The following is an 18,314-nucleotide window of genomic DNA, read 5'->3' on the forward strand; positions in this document are numbered from 1 at the left end:
GTGGTTAAACCCTGCCACTTTCAAGTAAGTTTTTGGTGGATTATCCACCAAAAATTGCAGGGGCTAGGCTGCTTTTGCGATCCCAAAAGATGAATTTATCAAATAGCTGGGGTTGTTCGCACCTTCCCTAACAAAAATGACTCTCGATAAAAAGCCCGCTCAACACGGGCTTTTTTTAATAGATCACCCCTAAAATAAAACCGATCCCAAACACCATAAAAAAACGACCTGTCAGTGGCGGCAAGCGGACCATCTGATGATCTCCTGCGCTATGCCAGAGCAGGCTCAGGGGTTGCCAGACAAATGCCAGTGAAATCAACAGATAGAGAAGATTATTGACATACCCCAGCCAGTACAAATAAAAACTGATGGGAAAAACCATCAGCATGATCAGCCCATAGAGAAACTTACCCTTCTCAAGGCCAATACGTACCGTTAATGTCCGAATATTATGATTAAGGTCATCCAGGAAATCCCGAACTTCATTAGCAAGCAGCAAAGCAGAAGCCAACATACTGACCGGGATAGAAATCCACACTACCTTATTACACCAGACACCTGATACCGCATAGTAAGAGCCGCTTACCATCAAGACGCCCGTAAACAGGAAAACGGCTGCCACGCCCCAGCCTCTCTGCTTGTAATTAACGGGCTCTCCGGTATAGAAATAACCGCCAATGACGCCGAAAACGCCTAGCAAAAGCAGGGGCCAGCCAACCTCAATCACCAGCCAGATGCCCATCAGGCAGGCAATCAGGGCACAAAAGCCCCCCAGCTTGAAATTAGACTGAATCTGCTGGATAACCTGCCTGGATAACTCACAAGGTTGCTTTCGCCAAAGCTCAACATCTGCATGATCATTGGCAAGGTTACAGGCCCCCTGGAGCAGAACGCCGGCAAGAATGACCAGTAAAGACCTCAGCCAGTCCCCCTGCCCCTGGTGATAGGCCAGGGCAACCCCCAACCCACAGGTAATCAGTGCCACAGAGTATGAAAAGGGCCTCAGAGCCTTCACCAACCGGTATTTTTCAGGATTCAAATGTGAGGTATCCACCAGCGGACTCCCTGAGTCGGACATCTATTTCAAAATCAAGCAAAGCCGCAAATCCTATTTTAAAGCCCGTCGATGATGCTATAGCGGTAAACCGATACAGGATAAAAACGAAACACCCCCAGTACAGTAAAACCATACCAGGGGTGAAAGAGTGTTAAAATGCTGGTGTTACCAGCCAGTGGCTTCCTTCAAGGCTTCTCCGATGTCCGCAAGGCTGCGAACAGTTTTCACACCCGCCGCCTCCAGGGCTGCAAACTTTTCATCAGCCGTGCCTTTTCCACCCGCAATGATTGCCCCTGCATGCCCCATCCTCTTTCCAGGAGGTGCGGTCACGCCAGCAATGTAGGAAACAACAGGCTTCGTAACATGGTCCTTGATATAGGCAGCCGCTTCCTCTTCCGCAGATCCGCCAATTTCACCGATCATTACGATGGCTTCTGTCTTGTCATCCTTCTGGAACAGTTCAAGGATATCGATAAAGCTGGATCCCGGTATCGGATCACCACCAATGCCTACACAGGTGGACTGACCAAAGCCATAATCGGTGGTTTGTTTCACGGCTTCATAGGTCAAAGTCCCTGAACGAGACACAATCCCCACCTTTCCAGGCAGATGAATATGCCCAGGCATGATGCCGATTTTACACTCACCCGGTGTAATCACTCCCGGACAGTTGGGGCCTATCAGACGAACACCCAACTCATCACACTTGACCTTGCACTCAAGCATATCCAGGGTGGGAATACCTTCCGTAATGCAGACAATCAACTGGATCCCGGCATGGGCAGCTTCCAGAATAGAGTCCTTGCAGAAAGGCGCAGGCACATAGATCACGGAAGCCTCAGCACCCGTTGCCTGAACCGCTTCAGAAACCGTATTGAAAACCGGTAGGCCCAGATGAGTCTGACCACCCTTTCCTGGTGTCACTCCTCCTACCATCCGGGTACCATAGGCAATGGCCTGCTCCGAATGAAAAGTCCCCTGAGCTCCGGTAAATCCCTGACAGATGACTTTGGTCTCTTTATTGATCAGTACGCTCATGAGTGGCTCTCCGCTGCTTTAACAACCTGCTGGGCAGCCTCGGTCAGGCTGCTGGCGGCAATAATATCCAGGCCACTGTTGGCCAGAGTCTGCGCGCCCAGCTCAGCATTGTTTCCTTCCAGTCGAACCACCACAGGTACTTCAACCCCCACCTCTTTCACGGCGCCAATAATCCCCTCTGCAATCAAATCACAGCGCACAATGCCACCAAAGATATTGACCAGAACAGCCTTAACGTTGTCGTCTGACAGAATAATCTTGAACGCTTCCGTCACCCGCTCTTTGGTTGCCCCTCCCCCAACATCAAGGAAGTTGGCAGGAGCACCGCCATGGAGCTTGACAATATCCATGGTACCCATGGCCAGGCCGGCACCATTGACCATACAGCCAATATTGCCATCCAGCGCCACGTAATTCAGTTCCCATTGTGCAGCATGAGCTTCACGGGCATCTTCCTGGGACGGATCATGCATCGCTTTCAGTTTTGGCTGGCGATAAAGCGCATTACTGTCAATATTGATTTTCGCGTCGAGACAATGAAGATCCCCTTCTTTGGTGATGACAAGAGGATTAATTTCCAACAGGGCAAGATCACACTCCTGGAACAACTTCGCCAGCCCGAGGAAAATCTGGGTAAACTGTTTGACCTGCTTGTCTTTCAAACCCAATTGAAAGGCCAAGTCCCGCCCTTGATAAGGTTGAGCCCCCGTTAATGGGTCAATGGTCGCCTTCAGTATTTTTTCGGGAGTCTCTTCCGCGACCTTTTCAATCTCCACGCCCCCTTCAGTAGAGGCCATAAAAACAATTTTTCGGGATGAACGATCCACCACCGCACCAAGATACAGCTCTTGATCAATATCCGTGCAGCTTTCCACAAGAATTTTACTGACCGGCTGACCGTTTTCGTCAGTCTGATAAGTGACCAGGTTTTTACCCAGCCATTGCCTGGCAAATGCTTTAATTTCGTCCTTGCTGGTCACCAGCTTGACTCCGCCGGCTTTCCCACGCCCACCAGCATGAACCTGGGCTTTAACCACCCAGCGATCACCACCAATTTCATCAGCAGCCGCTGCTGCCTGTTCTGGAGTATCTGCTGCCACACCTGTAGAAACGGGCAGACCATACTCAGCAAACAGTTGTTTACCCTGGTACTCGTGAAGATTCATTCTGACGCGGCCCTCTATTTTTATTGAGCGTTGTTTTTAAGATTGTCGTCAATCCACATCCATGGAAGCGGTCATTAAAAGGAGCTGGCCAGCCTTGGCCCGCTCCTTATATTTCATTAATCAGCGACGCTTTCGATTGGCAATGTGAATCGCATGTCCATCAACAGCAAGCACGGCTTCATGCAGTGCTTCACTTAAGGTCGGGTGAGAGAAAATGGTAAGCGCCAGGTCCTCACTGCTGGCCGCAAACTCCATGGCAATCACACCCTGTTGAACCAGTTCCGCAGCACTTGGTCCCACCACGTGAACACCCAGAATACGGTCTGTGGCTTTGTCGGCAATGACCTTGACCATGCCGTGGTTTTCATTGGCGGCAAGGGCTCGTCCACTGGCCGCAAAGGGGAAAGTGCCCACTTTGTACTCTTCACCTCCCGCCTTGACCTCTTCCTCGGTTTTACCGACCCAGGCCACTTCCGGGTGAGTGTAAATAACCGAAGGAATCAAGTCATAGTTCATCTGGGCTTTCTGTCCGGCAATGATCTCGGCAACCATAATGCCCTCTTCGCTGCCCTTATGCGCCAGCATCGGGCCACGAACCACATCACCGATGGCATAAACACCTGGAACATCGGTATTACAGTAGTCATCGACAAAGATAAAACCGCGCTCATCCAGATTAACGCCACAGTCAGTGGCCAGCAGGCTTTCCGTGTAGGGACGGCGGCCCACTGCAACAATCAGCTTGTCAAAGGTCAGCTTTTGCTCAGCGCCACTGGCATCCTGATAGGTGACTTCGACTTCTTTGCCTTTCACCTCGGAGCCTGTAACACGGGCACCCAGGCGAATATCCAGCCCCTGTTTTTTGAAGATTTTCTGGGACTCTTTGGCAATCTGCTGATCCGCCAGAGCCAGGAAGCTGTCCTGGGCTTCCAGAACCACTACCTCAGAGCCAAGGCGCCCCCAGACACTTCCCAGTTCAAGACCAATAACACCCGCACCAATAACACCAAGGCGTTTCGGAACTTCCTGGAACTCCAGGGCACCAGTGGAGTCAACAATCAAGCCATCAGTAAGGGGAGTGGGAGGAATTTCCACAGGGCGTGAGCCAGTGGCAATAACCACATTTTCACACTGAACCACTTCAACCGAACCATCCGCTTTCGTCAGCTCAACCTGCTTGCCCGCCAGCAGTTTTCCAGTACCTTCCAGCAGAGTAACGCCATTGGCCTTAAACAGCCCGGTCACACCGGTGGTCAGCTGGTTAACGATTTTGTCCTTGCGCGCAATCATCGCCGGCACATCCATCTCAACACCGCTGTGCTTGATGCCATGCTTGGCAAAGTCTTCCTGCGCTTCAATGTATTTATGGGAACTGTCCAGCAGAGCCTTGGAAGGAATACAACCTACATTCAGGCAAGTACCGCCCAGTTTGGCTTTGCCCTTATCATCGGACCATTTCTCGATACAGGCAGTTTTCAGGCCCAGCTGGGCTGCGCGAATTGCGCAGACATAGCCCGCAGGACCCGCACCGATCACTACCACGTCGAACTGATTTGCCATAAGTTCTCTTCCAAAACAAACAATAATGGGCAGCTCAATGGCTGCCTCTCACGGAACAGGGGTTACACTTCCAGGAGAATTCTGGCCGGATCTTCCAGAAGCTCCTTGATGGTCACCAGGAAGGTAACCGCTTCTTTACCATCCAGCAGGCGGTGATCATAAGAGAGTGCCAGATACATCATGGGCAGAATTTCAACCTTGCCATTGACTGCCATTGGCCTTTCCTGAATCTTGTGCATCCCCAGTATGGCTGACTGGGGCGGATTCAGAATCGGGGTAGACAGCAATGAACCGAAAACACCACCATTAGACAGGGTAAAGGTCCCCCCCGTCATCTCATCGATGCCGAGCTTACCATCCATTGCTTTTTTTCCAAACTCGCGAATGCGGGCTTCAATATCAGCAAGGCTCATATGCTCAGCATTACGAAGCACCGGAACCACCAGGCCCCGGTCGCTGGACACCGCCACCCCCACATCCTGATAGCCGTGATAAACAATATCATTACCATCTATGGACGCATTCACCACCGGGTGACGACGCAAAGCCTCAATACAAGCTTTCACAAAGAATGACATAAAGCCAAGCCGGACACCATGACGCTTTTCGAAATCGTCCTTGTATCGGGCACGCAGATCCATCACCGGCTTCATGTTGATTTCATTGAACGTGGTCAGCATCGCGGCTGACTGCTGGGCTTCCACCAGCCTCTCGGCAACCCTGGCCCTGAGGCGGGTCATGGGAACCCTCTTCTCCACACGATCCCCATCAAAGACCGGCGCTGTTACCTCAACCTGAGGAGCAGGGGAAGACGGAGCAGCAGGCGCCGCTGAAGGAGCAGGTGCCGTTTCCACATGCCGCACTACATCTTCCTTAGTAACCCTTCCCCCTTTACCGGTTCCGGCAATGGCCGCCGGGTCAATGCCTTTCTCATCCGCCATGCGTCGTGCGGCAGGGCTCAGGATGGGTTCCTGAGTCGGAGTTGCCACTGCCTCTTCCTGGGGGGCCGACTCAGCGGCCGCCGGGGCTGTGGCTACCGCGCCCGCTTCAAACAGGGCGATGGCCTCATTACTGAGAACAACATCCCCTTCCCCCTTGATCACTTCTTTAAGAACACCATCTGCAGGAGCAACTACCTCAAGGACAACCTTGTCGGTCTCAATATCCACCAGCAATTCATCCCGGTGACAGCTGTCGCCGGGTTGTTTGTGCCAGGTGGCAACCGTGCCATCTGCTACGGACTCAGGAAATGTGGGTGCTTTAATTTCAGTGGCCATTATGGATCCTTTGCGTCTTCGCCCCTGTGAGCGTGTCCCGCTCTGGATGAACGCCTGTACAGACAGTTCGTTCAACCGATATGGGTTGCGGCTCCGCTTTCATCCTTATGTTGCCATGAAAGCAGGGCCAATTTACTTGCTAGATGCTGAATGCATCATTAACCAGCGCCTGCTGTTCCTGGGCATGGGTCGACATATAACCACACGCTGGTGCAGCCGAGGCTTCCCGTCCCGCATAATTCAGGCTTAAGGCCTTGTTCGGGTGCCCTCCAACAGACCGCCTCATATGATGCTGACTGCAGTACCAGGCACCCTGGTTCATTGGTTCTTCCTGACACCAGACCACCGTTTCCAGGTTGGGATACTGGGCAATCAGCTCATCAAGGTCTTCCTGAGGGAAGGGATACAGTTGCTCAATACGAACAACAATGCTGTCCTTGATCTCTTCTGAGCATTTCTTGTCCAGAAGGTCATAATAGACCTTACCGGAACACATGATCATACGGGTGATCGCCGCGGGATCATGCTCGTCCACATCCGGGATAATGGTCTGGAAGCTCCCCTCTGCCAACTCCTCAAGAGAGGAGGTCGCCAGTTTATGACGCAACAGGCTTTTTGGTGTGAAAGCCACCAGTGGTTTCCTCAGAGGACGAAGCACCTGACGCCTCAGCATATGAAAGACCTGGGCCGGGGTCGTTGGTACACACACCTGGATATTGTGTTCCGCACATAATTGCAGGAAACGTTCCAGGCGTGCCGAAGAGTGTTCAGGACCCTGGCCTTCATAACCGTGGGGCAGCAACATGGTCAAGCCACACAGCCTCCCCCATTTGTGCTCGCCACTGGTGATAAACTGGTCAATCACTACCTGGGCACCATTGGCGAAGTCACCAAACTGGGCTTCCCAGATCACCAGCGCATTGGGCGTGGTTGCCGAATACCCGTATTCGAAGGCCAGAACCGCTTCTTCAGACAGCAGGGAATCCCAGATCTGAAAACGCGGCTGGTCTTCTGAAAGACGCGCCAGGGGCACCAGGGCTGACCCGTCTTTCTGGTTATGAAACACCGCGTGACGGTGAGAAAAGGTACCGCGCCCCACGTCCTGCCCCGTGATTCGCACCTCACTGCCTTCCATCAGCAGCGTGGCATAGGCCAGCAGCTCTGCACAGCCCCAGTTGATGGGCAGGGCACCGGCCGCCATTTTACGACGGTCCTCAACTATCTTGCTGACCTGGCGCTGAAGGACAAAGCCCTCAGGCACTTCACACAGCTTCTGCCCAAGTGCCTGCAACGTTGCTGTCGCCACACGGGTATCGTGCCTGGCGGTCCATTCGTGTCCAAGATAGGGTGACCAGTCTACAAACAACTGGGTGTTCGGCTCCTTGACCAGGGCCTTGACCACATGCTCCCCGTTATCCAGGGCCGACCGGTAACTCTCTACCAGTTGTTTGTCCTCTTCATTGCTGAGAACGGACTCCTTCAGCAGTGCTTGAGCATAAAGATCCCGCGTGGTTGTGTGGCTCTTTATTTTGCTGTACATCATCGGCTGGGTGCCGGAGGGTTCATCCGCTTCATTGTGGCCACGGCGACGGTAACAGACCATATCGACAACAACGTCCTTCCGGAACTCCATGCGATAATCCAGGGCCAGTTTGGTGGCAAACTGAACGGCTTCAGGATCATCTCCATTGACATGAAGAATGGGGGCCCCCACCATTTTGGCAACATCGGTACAGTATTCTGTAGAACGGGCATCCTCACGGAAACTGGTGGTAAACCCAACCTGGTTGTTGACGATGATGTGGATGGTTCCGCCGGTTTTATAAGCCCGGGTCTGGGACATCTGCAGGGTTTCCATGACGACGCCCTGCCCGGCAAAAGCCGCATCCCCATGAATGGCGATTGGCACAACCTGCCCACCTACGGGGTCCAGTCGCCGATCCTGTCGAGCCCTCACAGAGCCTTCCACCACCGGCGAGACAATCTCAAGGTGTGAAGGGTTGAACATGAGGGCCAGATGAACCTCTCCTCCCGGGGTCATGACATTGGAAGAGAAGCCCTGATGGTATTTCACATCACCGGATCCACGCTCAACCAGCTTCTTTCCTTCAAACTCATCAAACAGGTCGCCGGGATTTTTACCAAGAATATTGACCAGAACGTTCAAACGCCCCCGGTGAGCCATGCCGATCACCAGTTCCTTGGTGCCATAGGATCCGGAGCGCTGAATGATCTCATCCAGCATGGGTATCAGAGACTCACCGCCTTCAAGGCCGAAACGCTTGGTTCCCGGATATTTGGTTCCCAGGTATTTTTCCAGCCCTTCGGCAGCGGTCAAACGCTCCAGAAGATGCAACCGGGCTTCCACACCCACCTCAGGGCGACCACGAACACTTTCCATCCTGCTCTGGAACCAGCGTCGCTCCTCCGTGTTGACAATGTGCATGTATTCAACACCGATAGCGCCACAGTATGTGGCTCTCAGGGCATCATAAATCTCTTTCAGGGTGGCGTGTTCTTTACCAATAAATAAGGTTGAGGTTTGAAACTCCGTATCCAGATCCGCTTCACTCAACCCATGGTATTCAAGGGAAAGGTCCGGAAACTCCTCCCGCTTCATAACCCCCAGTGGGTCAATCACCGCACTCTGGTGTCCCCGGATACGGAATGCACTGATCAGGCGGAGCACCTGAACCTGCTTTCGCTCATGATCGGAAGAAACGGTGGAGGCCTGGATGGGGCGGGTAGTCTGGCGCTGGCGCGCCATCAGAATAAAGTTTTCCTGGATGGTGGAATGGGGAACATCAACACCGCCACCATTGACCGGGGGAAGCTTTTCAAAATAATCACGCCATTGCGTCTCTACGCTGTTTGGGTCGCGTAGATAGCGCTCATAAAGTTCTTCGACGTATGCAGCATTTCCCCCTGCTATGTGGGATGAACTCCACATCCGCTGCATGACACCTTCTTGCATGGTTGATACCCCGTGTGTCTGGGGCTCTATCCCGGGAAACCTGTCAAACCCACCAGTCTGGCCAGACGTCAACCGTCATTGGCACTCTCAGACTGCCAGTGAACAAGCCCCCGCAGATAAGATCGGATGTTTTCCGACCGCCCCTGCTGGTTCAAGCTCTGGCGCCCCCAACGTTCCTGCTGGCAGCAGCACAACTGTGTGTTCAGCAGGCTGGTTATCCACCAGGAACCGCCTGCCAGAATTCCTGATCCACATGAACGAATGGCTTACTTTCCCTTTAACCGGGCTGGTCAAGCCCACAGAAAATCATTCACCCCTGCTCAAGTCGCACTTTTAAACAACATCTGCCTGATATGACCGATGGCCCGGGTTGGGTTCAACCCCTTGGGGCACACATTGACACAATTCATGATGCCCCTGCAACGGAAAACACTGAAAGGATCATCCAGATCCGCCAACCGCTCCTGGGTCGCCGTATCACGGCTGTCTGCCAGAAAGCGGTAAGCCTGCAGCAAACCCGAAGGACCCACAAATTTGTCCGGATTCCACCAGAAGGAAGGACAGGCGGTAGAGCAGCAGGCACAAAGAATGCACTCATAAAGCCCATCCAGCTTTTCACGGTCCTCCGGAGACTGCAGCCTTTCAATAGCAGGGGCGGGTTCATCATTAATCAGATAAGGCTTGATCTTTTCATACTGTTTGTAGAAAAGGCTCATATCCACCACCAGATCCCGGATCACCGGAAGACCCGGCAGTGGCCTGAGCACCAGCTTATTTCCTTTGACGACCTCGGACAGGGGCGTGATGCACGCCAGACCATTGGTTCCTCCGATGCTCAAACCATCGGAGCCGCAGACCCCTTCCCGGCAGGAACGACGATAAGCCAGCGAGGGATCCTGCTCCTTGATCAGGTTCAGGACATCCAGCACCATCAGGTCCCGGCCCTCAGGGATGTCCACCTCAAAGTCCTTCATATAGGGCTTTTTGTCGGTTTCCGGATTGTAACGATAGACGCTAACCTTCATTATCCTGCCCCTCAGTAAGTCCTTGCCTTGGGAGGGAATGCCTCCATGGTTGCCGGTGAGAAATTCACCGCACGCTTGCTCACTGATTGATCAATAGGAGAGTAAAGAGAATGAGCGAGCCAGTTCTCATCATCCCTTTCCTGGAAATCATTACGGGCATGGGCACCACGGGACTCCTTGCGCACCTCCGCAGAAACCGCCGTGGCATAGGCCACTTCGTAAAGATTTTCCAGCTCAAGCGCTTCAACCCGGGCGGTGTTAAAGGCCTTGCTCTTGTCTTCCAGATGCAGGTTTGCCAGCCTCTCGCCCAGCTCATCCAGCAGTTTCAGGCCTTTCTGCATGCTTTCCCCTTCACGGAAAACACCAAAGTACAGTTGCATGGTGTTTTGCAGATCGGCACGTACTTTGGCCACACTTTCACCGGATGTTGAATGGTTCAGGCGATCAAGCCTGGACAGGGCAGCCTCCACATCACTGTCAGAGGCATCCACCGAATCAAACCCTTCTTTCAGGTTCTTTTCAATCTGAAGGCCCGCAGCCCGACCAAACACCACCAGATCCAACAACGAGTTACCCCCAAGGCGGTTCGCCCCGTGAACGGAGACACAGGCAGCCTCACCACAGGCGTAGAGCCCTTCAATAACCTCATCGTCACCACTGGCGTCCTGACGCAACGCCTGGCCGCCAACATTGGTGGGAATCCCGCCCATCATATAGTGGCAGGTGGGCACCACCGGAACAGGTACCTTGACTGGATCCGCGTGGGCAAATGTTTTCGACAGCTCACAGATACCGGGCAGACGGAGATTCAGCGTCTCCTCACCCAGGTGATCCAGCTTCAGCAACACATGATCCTTATTGGGACCACAGCCACGTCCTTCAAGAATTTCAATAACCATGGAACGAGCCACCACGTCCCGACCAGCCAGGTCCTTGGCGTTAGGAGCGTAACGCTCCATAAAACGTTCGCCCTCACTGTTGATCAGGTAGCCCCCTTCACCGCGACAACCTTCCGTCACCAGTACACCAGCCCCGTGAATACCGGTTGGGTGGAACTGCCACATTTCCATGTCCTGCATGGGGTAGCCTGCCCTCAGGGCCATACCGATACCATCCCCGGTATTGATCAGAGCATTGGTGGTGGAAGCATAAATCCTTCCGGAGCCTCCGGTTGCCATGACCGTGGCCTTGGCTTTTATATAAACGGTTTCGCCACTTTCTATATCAATGGCAATAACACCGGCGACCTGACCTTTCTGATTTTTCACCAAGTCAACCGCATACCACTCATTTAAAAAGGTGGTTCCGCCTTTCAGGTTTGCCTGGTAAAGCGTATGCAGCAAAGCATGACCGGTGCGGTCAGCGGCTGCACAGGTACGGGCCGCCTGACCGCCTTTGCCAAAGTCCTTGGACTGGCCACCAAAAGGACGCTGGTAAATACGCCCTTCTTCGGTCCGGGAAAAAGGCAGTCCCATATGTTCAAGTTCAAAAACCGCCTGAGGGCCAACGGAGCACATGTATTCGATGGCATCCTGGTCACCGATGTAGTCAGAGCCCTTCACCGTATCAAACATGTGCCAGCGCCAGTCATCCTTGGGATCTGCACTGGCTATGGCACAGGTTATCCCACCCTGGGCAGAAACCGTATGAGAGCGGGTGGGAAACACTTTAGTGACACAGGCCGTTTTGATGCCCGACTGGGTTAACTGCAGGGCTGCCCGCATACCGGCACCGCCGCCGCCAATCACAATCGCATCATAAGTCAGGGTACGAAGTGCTGACATCTATCAAAGCCCCCAGAGAATTTGTACGCCCCAGATCACATAGCTGAACAGGGCTATAAAACAGACCAGCTGTACCGGAAACCGAATCAGTACGGACTTACCACCAAACGCACGGTCATTAAAATAATCAGTGGTAATCGTCCACATGCCGACCCAGGCATGGGCAAGAACAGAGATCAGGGTAAGCAGGCTGAAGATCCGCACCCAGGTCTGGTCAAACAAGGTTGCCCACTGCTCATACTCCAGACCCGGACTGGTCACAATATATCCCAGAAGAAAAACCGTATAGGCCCCCAGAATAATCGCCGTCAGCCGCTGCAGCATCCAGTCATACAGCCCGCTGCGGGACAAATTGGTGATATTGGTTACCATACCCAGACCCCCGCCAGAATAATCAGTACCCCTGAAAGCACAAGCGTCAACACAGCCCCCAGCCGACCAGACTCCTTGCCATCACCAATATCCACATCCATCAGCAGATGCTTGACACCTGCAACAAAGTGATAAATAAGGGCAGACAGCATCCCCCAGACAATGAACTTTGCCAGAGGAGAGACCAGCAGCTCCCTGAGCGCTTCAAAAGACTCTTCAGAAGCCAGCGACAGATCCAGTCCGTATAAAAGAAACCCCAGGCCTACAAACAGAACAACACCGGAGATTCGATGCAGTATGGATGTGTAGGCAGGCAAGGGTAATTTGATTGTTGTAATATCGAGATTGACAGGTCTTTTGCTATTCACTCTTTTGCCCCAACGTGCGACCACGTACACAGCAGAATCAGCAAGAACATCCAGGTTCTCTGGACCCCATGACAAGCAGGCCGGAACCGTCAGAACCAACCCGTGACAGCTCCCCCGTTAAAAGCCGTCAACACCTGAAAAACAAGGCTCTGGCGGCTTCGGGATCGGAGTATATACACTCTAACATCTAATTACAATTGCTCACGTTATTAAGCACTTACCCTTAACCCATACTGACACACAACGCATCCTGCTTTCGGCTTATGTAACAAATCAGCGCGTTTGACAAAAAGATATATCGCTCTATAGTGGTCGAACCGTAAAAAGGGGCCAATAACACCAATAGCCTATTTTTCAATCAGGCCCGGCTTAGTAAAAAAGTAACTATAACGAGATCAAACGGCGTGACAGGAGGCCATAAATGGCTGACAAGAAAGCTCAACTCTCCATTGACACGGACCAGGCACTGGAGCTACCCATTTACTCGGGGACCCTGGGTCCGGATGTCATTGATGTTCGAGCCCTGACTTCAAAGGGTTTGTTTACATACGACCCCGGGTTTGTATCTACGGCATCCTGTGAATCCAAAATCACTTTTATTGACGGGGACAAGGGGATTCTTCTGCACCGGGGATACCCCATCGAACAGCTGGCGGAGCAGTCCGACTACCTGGAAACCTGCTATTTGCTGCTTTACGGAGATCTGCCCTCCAAGCAGGAAAAAGAGAAGTTCGAAAACACCATCATGGGCCACACCATGATCCATGAACAGATGAGCGACCTGTTCTCTGGCTTTCGCCGTGATGCCCACCCCATGGCCATTATGTGCGGTGTAGTAGGCGCCCTCTCTGCGTTCTACCATGACTCTCTGGACATCACTAATGAGACACATCGGGAAATCTGCGCCTACCGCCTGATTTCCAAAATGCCCACACTGGCAGCCATGGCTTACAAATACTCCATCGGCCAGCCCTTCATGTACCCTCGCAATGACCTCAGCTACGGCGGCAATTTCCTGCACATGATGTTTGCCACCCCCTGCGAGGATTATGAGGTCAAGCCGGTTCTGGCGAAGGCCATGGACCGAGTCTTCCTGCTCCATGCCGACCATGAACAGAATGCTTCCACCTCTACGGTTCGTCTTGCTGGCTCCTCCGGAGCCAACCCGTTTGCGTGTATAGCTGCGGGCATTGCCGCACTGTGGGGACCCGCTCACGGTGGTGCCAATGAAGCCGTTCTCAACATGCTCAATGAAATTGGTGATGAGCAGCACATTGAAGAGTTCATTGCCAGAGCAAAAGACAAGAACGACCCCTTCCGCCTGATGGGCTTTGGTCACCGGGTGTACAAGAACTTTGACCCCCGCGCCAAGGTCATGAAGCAGAGCTGTGATGAAGTCCTCAGAGAGCTTGGCCTGGAAGATGACCCACTGTTCAAGATTGCCAAGCGCCTCGAAAAAATCGCCCTGGAAGATGAGTACTTCATTGAGAAGAAGCTCTACCCGAATGTGGATTTCTACTCCGGAATCATCCTCAAGGCCCTGGGCATTCCCACCGAGATGTTCACCGTGATATTTGCCACAGGCCGGACTCCAGGCTGGATTGCCCACTGGCACGAAATGATCAGTGGTGAATACAGAATTGGCCGACCACGCCAGCTCTATACCGGTGAAGCTCAGAGAGACTACATTCCTGTTTCAGAACGAAGCTGAGCAGCATTAACCCTTTAGCATTAGAAACGGCCTCTCCCACACCGGGCTAAAAGCCCAGTGTGGGGGTTCCTTCTCCCCCCCTTCCTGAACAGCCCTCCACCCTCCAAACCACATACTCCAATGCTTTCACTCCAGTGTTGGCTATGCTTGCCCTATAAACACCTGAACGCCAAACGCCTGAAAAGAGACTGCAATGGAACCGCTATTCACCCCTGAGGCCATCATCGCCCTGCTGACCCTGACCTCACTGGAAATCGTCCTTGGCATTGATAACATCATTTTCCTGAGCATTCTGGTTGATCGTTTACCCGCACATCAGCGTCCCAGAGCACGAACCCTGGGACTCACCCTGGCCATGGTGACCCGAATAGGGCTCTTGTTGTCCCTGACCTGGGTAATGGGACTGACAGCCCCTCTCTTTACCCTGGTTGGAGAAACCCTGTCAGGGCGGGATCTTATTTTGCTGGGTGGCGGTCTTTTTCTGATTGCCAAATCCACCCATGAGATTCATCAGGCCCTGGATATCACCCATCCTGCCGACGAAACCACCACCCACCAAAAGCCAGTAGTCACCCACGCCTTTCTTTTTGTCTTGGTTCAAATCGCCCTGATTGATATTGTTTTTTCCCTGGACAGTGTGATCACCGCGGTGGGTATGGTTGACCAGGTCTGGGTGATGATCTGTGCAATAGTGCTTGCGGTACTGGTCATGATGGTGGCCGCCCGGCCGATTGGAGAGTTCGTCAGCCAGCACCCCACCCTGAAAGTGCTGGCCCTGAGCTTTCTGATTCTGATTGGTGTCTCCCTGATTGCAGAGAGCCTGGACTTTCATATCCCCAAAGGGTACATCTATTTTGCCATGGCGTTTTCCCTGATGGTGGAAATGCTGAATACCCGCCTGAGGAAAAGAGTGAAATGACCGGTGTCGTTCTGATTTTTGATATGGATGGCGTCATTGCCGATTCCTGGGACTCGTTCTATCCCTTTTGCTGCGGATTCCTCAAGGATATCCATCAGCCCCAGCTCTGTAACCCGACCCGTATTCTCAAACTGTTTGAAGGCAACTTCATGGCCTCCCTTCATAAGGCCATTTCCCCATCCACTCTGGATTCCGGACAGCTGCAACAGCTTGCCATTGGCCTGAGCCGCCTGATGAGTGAGGCACCCTGCTTTCCTGAAGCCATTAAAACCCTGAAAGCACTGGATGAAACCCATCCACTGTACCTGGTCACGTCCAACTTCACCAAAGCCGCCCAACTCTTTCTGGACAAACATCAACTGCACTGTTTCCGCAGTATCTACGGCGTTGACCACAATCCCAGCAAGGTTCAGAAAATCCAGGCCATTGCCTCGAAACACCCAGATCAAACCCTTTTTTACATCGGTGACACCCTGGGCGATCTCCTTGAAGCAAAACAGGCTGGAGTGAAAGCGATTGCTGCCGGCTGGGGCTGGCACAATGCCTCCACACTTGCCCGTGGTCAACCCGATCACTATCTGGAACACCCGGAAGACCTGTTATCTGTGATAAGGGCTGTCATGCAGACAGAGTCCGGGTAAACCCGTTTCACTAAAAAGCCTATCCAGGTCGATAACTCTGTCTATGATCAAACCCTGAAGACTCTTCATAACACAATCTCTACGACATAAAGGAGTTACAATAAATGACCAACCGCATCTCCAGCAGCCTGGTACCCGTTACAGAAGAGGCATTCAATGTCAGCCTTTCACTGGCCTATGCCACCGAAGACAACTTTACCGGACACCCTCTCTATGCCTCACCGGCCTGCTATCTTCATGAAACAGCCGCTGAAGGCTTGCATCGTGCGGTTGAACTGCTCGCCCCCCTCCATCTAAAACTGAAAATCTGGGATGGATTTCGCCCTCTTTCCATACAACAGGCGCTTTACAACCACCTGCCGGACCCCAACTATGTATCCCCTCCAGATTCAGGTGTATGCCCCCACTGCCGGGGGATTGCTCTCGACCTGACCATTATTGACCGATTTGGCCATGAACTGGACATGGGTACCGGCTTTGATGATTTCCGCCCTCTGGCTCATCACGGAAATGACCAGGTGTCAGAAGAAGCTCAACGGAACCGGCTACTGCTGGCAGGTGTAATGAGTGTTGCCGGATTCGAGCCCTTAGATACGGAATGGTGGCATTATCAGTTACCTGAAGCGACAAACTATCCAATAATTCAATCCGGCGATATTCCCAGAGGTTTGACAGAGCCATGAACAGAAATCCATGAAAAAGATAAAAACAAAGCCTTTATAAACGGTCACCGTAGTGGTTGTAATGTTAATAAGGTCGCTAAAATCTTATTTTTACCCGAAAGCACTCTGTTCATTTTGGCGGAAACGTCAGGGTTCTGACGCATCAGGTATAACTTTTAGCCAGTAACACTTCACCACCTATACTTCGAATATCAAAAGCATTGGCCTCATCAGGGAGTGATGAATGGGCGCAGAATTTCATCAGGTTTACTTGCCTTTGGAGCATTTCAAAGAATTGCACCCTGTTGCTGCCAGGGAATATGAAGAAAACCATAAAAAACTGCGCCATGCAGACCAGCCGCCAGGACGGAAAAACAACCGGAAAGTCGAAGCTGCACCTCAGAAATCTCCAAAAGCCCAAAAGCGGGTTGATTCCGAAACTTACTGCATTTTACCGGAAGCCAAAGCAATCAAGGGCCGGCAGATAAAAAAAGAAGGGGAAGCAGCAATAAAACCTGCCCGAAACTTTATTCAGGAAAATATAAAGGCAGTTAAAGCCCCCCGCAGAGCCAGAAAGCGCCCTCACAATTACGTAGAACGCCCACCGGCTAAACCCATTACCCCACCTCCAGAAGCAAAACAACGAAAGCTATTCAACGTTGACTTACAAGAACTGCCCAAAATGGGCAGAAGCAGGCTGGAGAAAATCAAGGTTCTTGGACAAGGCGCTTTTGGCAAAGTCTGGGTCGTAACGGATGTTCACACTCAACAACAATATGCAATGAAGGTCATAGGCTCTGACAAAGACTTAAGGCATGAATGCGCCGTTATGCTACGTTTGGCCCGGGTTATTGGCCCACACAAAAACCTGATCAATATAAAAGCCATGACGCCAGGGCGCAGTGAGGGAAAATATATGATCATGGAGCTGGGTAAAGGCAGCCTCAGCCGCTTGCTTAAACGGGACAACATCCGGGGCGACCAGCTTCGTGATGACATCCATGAAATCATCAATGGAGCTGCTGCCATTGAACAGGCCGGACTGCAACATCACGACCTCAAGCCAGACAACATCCTTTTGGGAAAGGATGGCCATCTGAAAATATGCGATTTTGGTATCGCTGATCGAAAAGACAAGATGGTTTATGCTGGCACTCCCTATTACTTACCCCCTGAAAAACTGGGCACAATATCCAGCACCACCCCTGATAAAGCGGACAGCTGGGCCCTTGGATTAATTTTGGCTGAAATGAGGCTGGGTCGGGCCGTGATGGAAACCGTTTTAAAACCTTCTCGCAATGACAGAGGGTTCTCAACACCAAGCCGCCGGGAACTTGAGCGTGCCCTTGACCGAGCCCACCGGGATCTAAAAGCAAAAGAAGGCGATGAGGCTGCAGACCTGTTTTTACAGCTAACCGCAATAAACCCTGATCACCGAATCAGCCCCAGCGAGGCACTGCACCACCCCTATTTTCAGGACTGAAAATCGGTGACCCCCACTTCTTTGTAGTAGTACAGGGTAGAATCAAACCCTCCCTCTGAGTTACGGGCAAACCCTGGTACCTCACCGGCCAGCTGATAGCCCTCAGATTCATAGAGCCTTGAGGCCAAATCGCCCTTACGGGTATCAAGAACCAGTAGCGTTCGGTTTAAAGCAACCGCCTTATTCTCAAGCTCATTCATGAGTACCCTGCCAATGCCCTTACCTCTTGAGCAGGGGTGCACCATCAGTTTTTCAACTTCGGCTCGATGCAATCCAT

The 18,314-nt window shown here is 52.4% G+C and carries 16 protein-coding genes; 5 read left to right on the forward strand and 11 right to left on the reverse strand.

What is annotated here, in order from left to right; translation table 11 throughout:
- Positions 1–175: 175 nt before the first annotated feature.
- The 10 genes from ACNRUY_RS13785 to sdhC all read right to left on the reverse strand — a co-directional run bounded on the left by ACNRUY_RS13785 (position 176) and on the right by sdhC (position 12,621).
- Complete coding sequence (locus ACNRUY_RS13785; protein WP_488112221.1) at positions 176–1,054, reverse strand: UbiA family prenyltransferase; 879 nt, start codon at positions 1,052–1,054, stop codon at positions 176–178.
- A 168-nt stretch (positions 1,055–1,222) separates the two neighbouring features.
- Positions 1,223–2,095, reverse strand: a complete 873-nt coding sequence (gene sucD / locus ACNRUY_RS13790) for a succinate--CoA ligase subunit alpha (protein WP_488112222.1) — start codon at positions 2,093–2,095, stop codon at positions 1,223–1,225.
- Positions 2,092–3,261, reverse strand: coding sequence for an ADP-forming succinate--CoA ligase subunit beta (sucC, locus tag ACNRUY_RS13795; RefSeq protein WP_488112223.1), 1,170 nt, complete (start codon positions 3,259–3,261; stop codon positions 2,092–2,094). Before sucC ends, sucD begins: the two co-directional genes overlap by 4 nt.
- 120 nt (positions 3,262–3,381) lie before the next feature.
- Complete coding sequence (gene lpdA, locus ACNRUY_RS13800) at positions 3,382–4,821, reverse strand: dihydrolipoyl dehydrogenase (RefSeq protein WP_488112224.1); 1,440 nt, start codon at positions 4,819–4,821, stop codon at positions 3,382–3,384.
- 62 nt (positions 4,822–4,883) lie between these two features.
- Positions 4,884–6,098, reverse strand: a complete 1,215-nt coding sequence (gene odhB, locus ACNRUY_RS13805; RefSeq protein ID WP_488112225.1) for a 2-oxoglutarate dehydrogenase complex dihydrolipoyllysine-residue succinyltransferase — start codon at positions 6,096–6,098, stop codon at positions 4,884–4,886.
- Positions 6,099–6,237: 139 nt separating this feature from the next.
- Positions 6,238–9,072 (reverse strand): 2-oxoglutarate dehydrogenase E1 component, encoded by a 2,835-nt coding sequence (locus ACNRUY_RS13810; RefSeq protein WP_488112226.1) that lies wholly within the window; start codon positions 9,070–9,072, stop codon positions 6,238–6,240.
- Positions 9,073–9,392: 320 nt separating this feature from the next.
- Positions 9,393–10,097, reverse strand: a complete 705-nt coding sequence (locus ACNRUY_RS13815; RefSeq protein ID WP_488112227.1) for a succinate dehydrogenase iron-sulfur subunit — start codon at positions 10,095–10,097, stop codon at positions 9,393–9,395.
- A gap of 11 nt (positions 10,098–10,108) precedes the next feature.
- The gene (gene sdhA, locus ACNRUY_RS13820) at positions 10,109–11,881 is read right to left on the reverse strand and encodes a succinate dehydrogenase flavoprotein subunit (RefSeq protein ID WP_488112228.1); all 1,773 of its coding nucleotides are present in this window, start codon (positions 11,879–11,881) and stop codon (positions 10,109–10,111) included.
- 3 nt (positions 11,882–11,884) lie between these two features.
- Positions 11,885–12,253: a succinate dehydrogenase, hydrophobic membrane anchor protein gene (gene sdhD / locus ACNRUY_RS13825; RefSeq protein ID WP_488112229.1), complete on the reverse strand. Its 369-nt coding sequence runs from the start codon at positions 12,251–12,253 to the stop codon at positions 11,885–11,887.
- Positions 12,247–12,621 carry a succinate dehydrogenase, cytochrome b556 subunit gene (gene sdhC, locus ACNRUY_RS13830; RefSeq protein WP_488112230.1) on the reverse strand — a complete coding sequence of 125 codons (375 nt, stop codon included), beginning with the start codon at positions 12,619–12,621 and terminating at the stop codon, positions 12,247–12,249. Before sdhC ends, sdhD begins: the two co-directional genes overlap by 7 nt.
- 421 nt (positions 12,622–13,042) lie before the next feature.
- On the opposite strand from sdhC, the gene gltA reads away from it, so the two are divergent.
- The 5 genes from gltA to ACNRUY_RS13855 all read left to right on the forward strand — a co-directional run bounded on the left by gltA (position 13,043) and on the right by ACNRUY_RS13855 (position 18,037).
- Positions 13,043–14,332, forward strand: coding sequence for a citrate synthase (gene gltA / locus ACNRUY_RS13835; protein WP_488112231.1), 1,290 nt, complete (start codon positions 13,043–13,045; stop codon positions 14,330–14,332).
- A 193-nt stretch (positions 14,333–14,525) separates the two neighbouring features.
- A complete protein-coding gene (locus ACNRUY_RS13840; protein WP_488112232.1) occupies positions 14,526–15,251 on the forward strand; it encodes a TerC family protein in 726 nt (241 codons plus the stop codon).
- On the forward strand, positions 15,248–15,892 hold the full coding sequence (locus tag ACNRUY_RS13845) for an HAD family hydrolase (protein WP_488112233.1): 645 nt from the start codon (positions 15,248–15,250) through the stop codon (positions 15,890–15,892). The genes ACNRUY_RS13840 and ACNRUY_RS13845 overlap by 4 nt, the downstream gene beginning before the upstream one ends.
- Before the next feature lie 104 nt (positions 15,893–15,996).
- Positions 15,997–16,575 (forward strand): D-alanyl-D-alanine dipeptidase, encoded by a 579-nt coding sequence (gene ddpX, locus ACNRUY_RS13850; protein WP_488112234.1) that lies wholly within the window; start codon positions 15,997–15,999, stop codon positions 16,573–16,575.
- Between the two features lie 223 nt (positions 16,576–16,798).
- Complete coding sequence (locus ACNRUY_RS13855; protein WP_488112235.1) at positions 16,799–18,037, forward strand: serine/threonine-protein kinase; 1,239 nt, start codon at positions 16,799–16,801, stop codon at positions 18,035–18,037.
- Here the strand turns inward: ACNRUY_RS13855 and ACNRUY_RS13860 are convergent.
- The gene (locus tag ACNRUY_RS13860) at positions 18,028–18,309 is read right to left on the reverse strand and encodes a GNAT family N-acetyltransferase (protein ID WP_488112236.1); all 282 of its coding nucleotides are present in this window, start codon (positions 18,307–18,309) and stop codon (positions 18,028–18,030) included. The genes ACNRUY_RS13855 and ACNRUY_RS13860 overlap by 10 nt on opposite strands.
- Between the last annotated feature and the right edge of the window lie 5 nt (positions 18,310–18,314).

The sequence above is a fragment of the Endozoicomonas sp. Z74 genome (assembly GCF_057680865.1).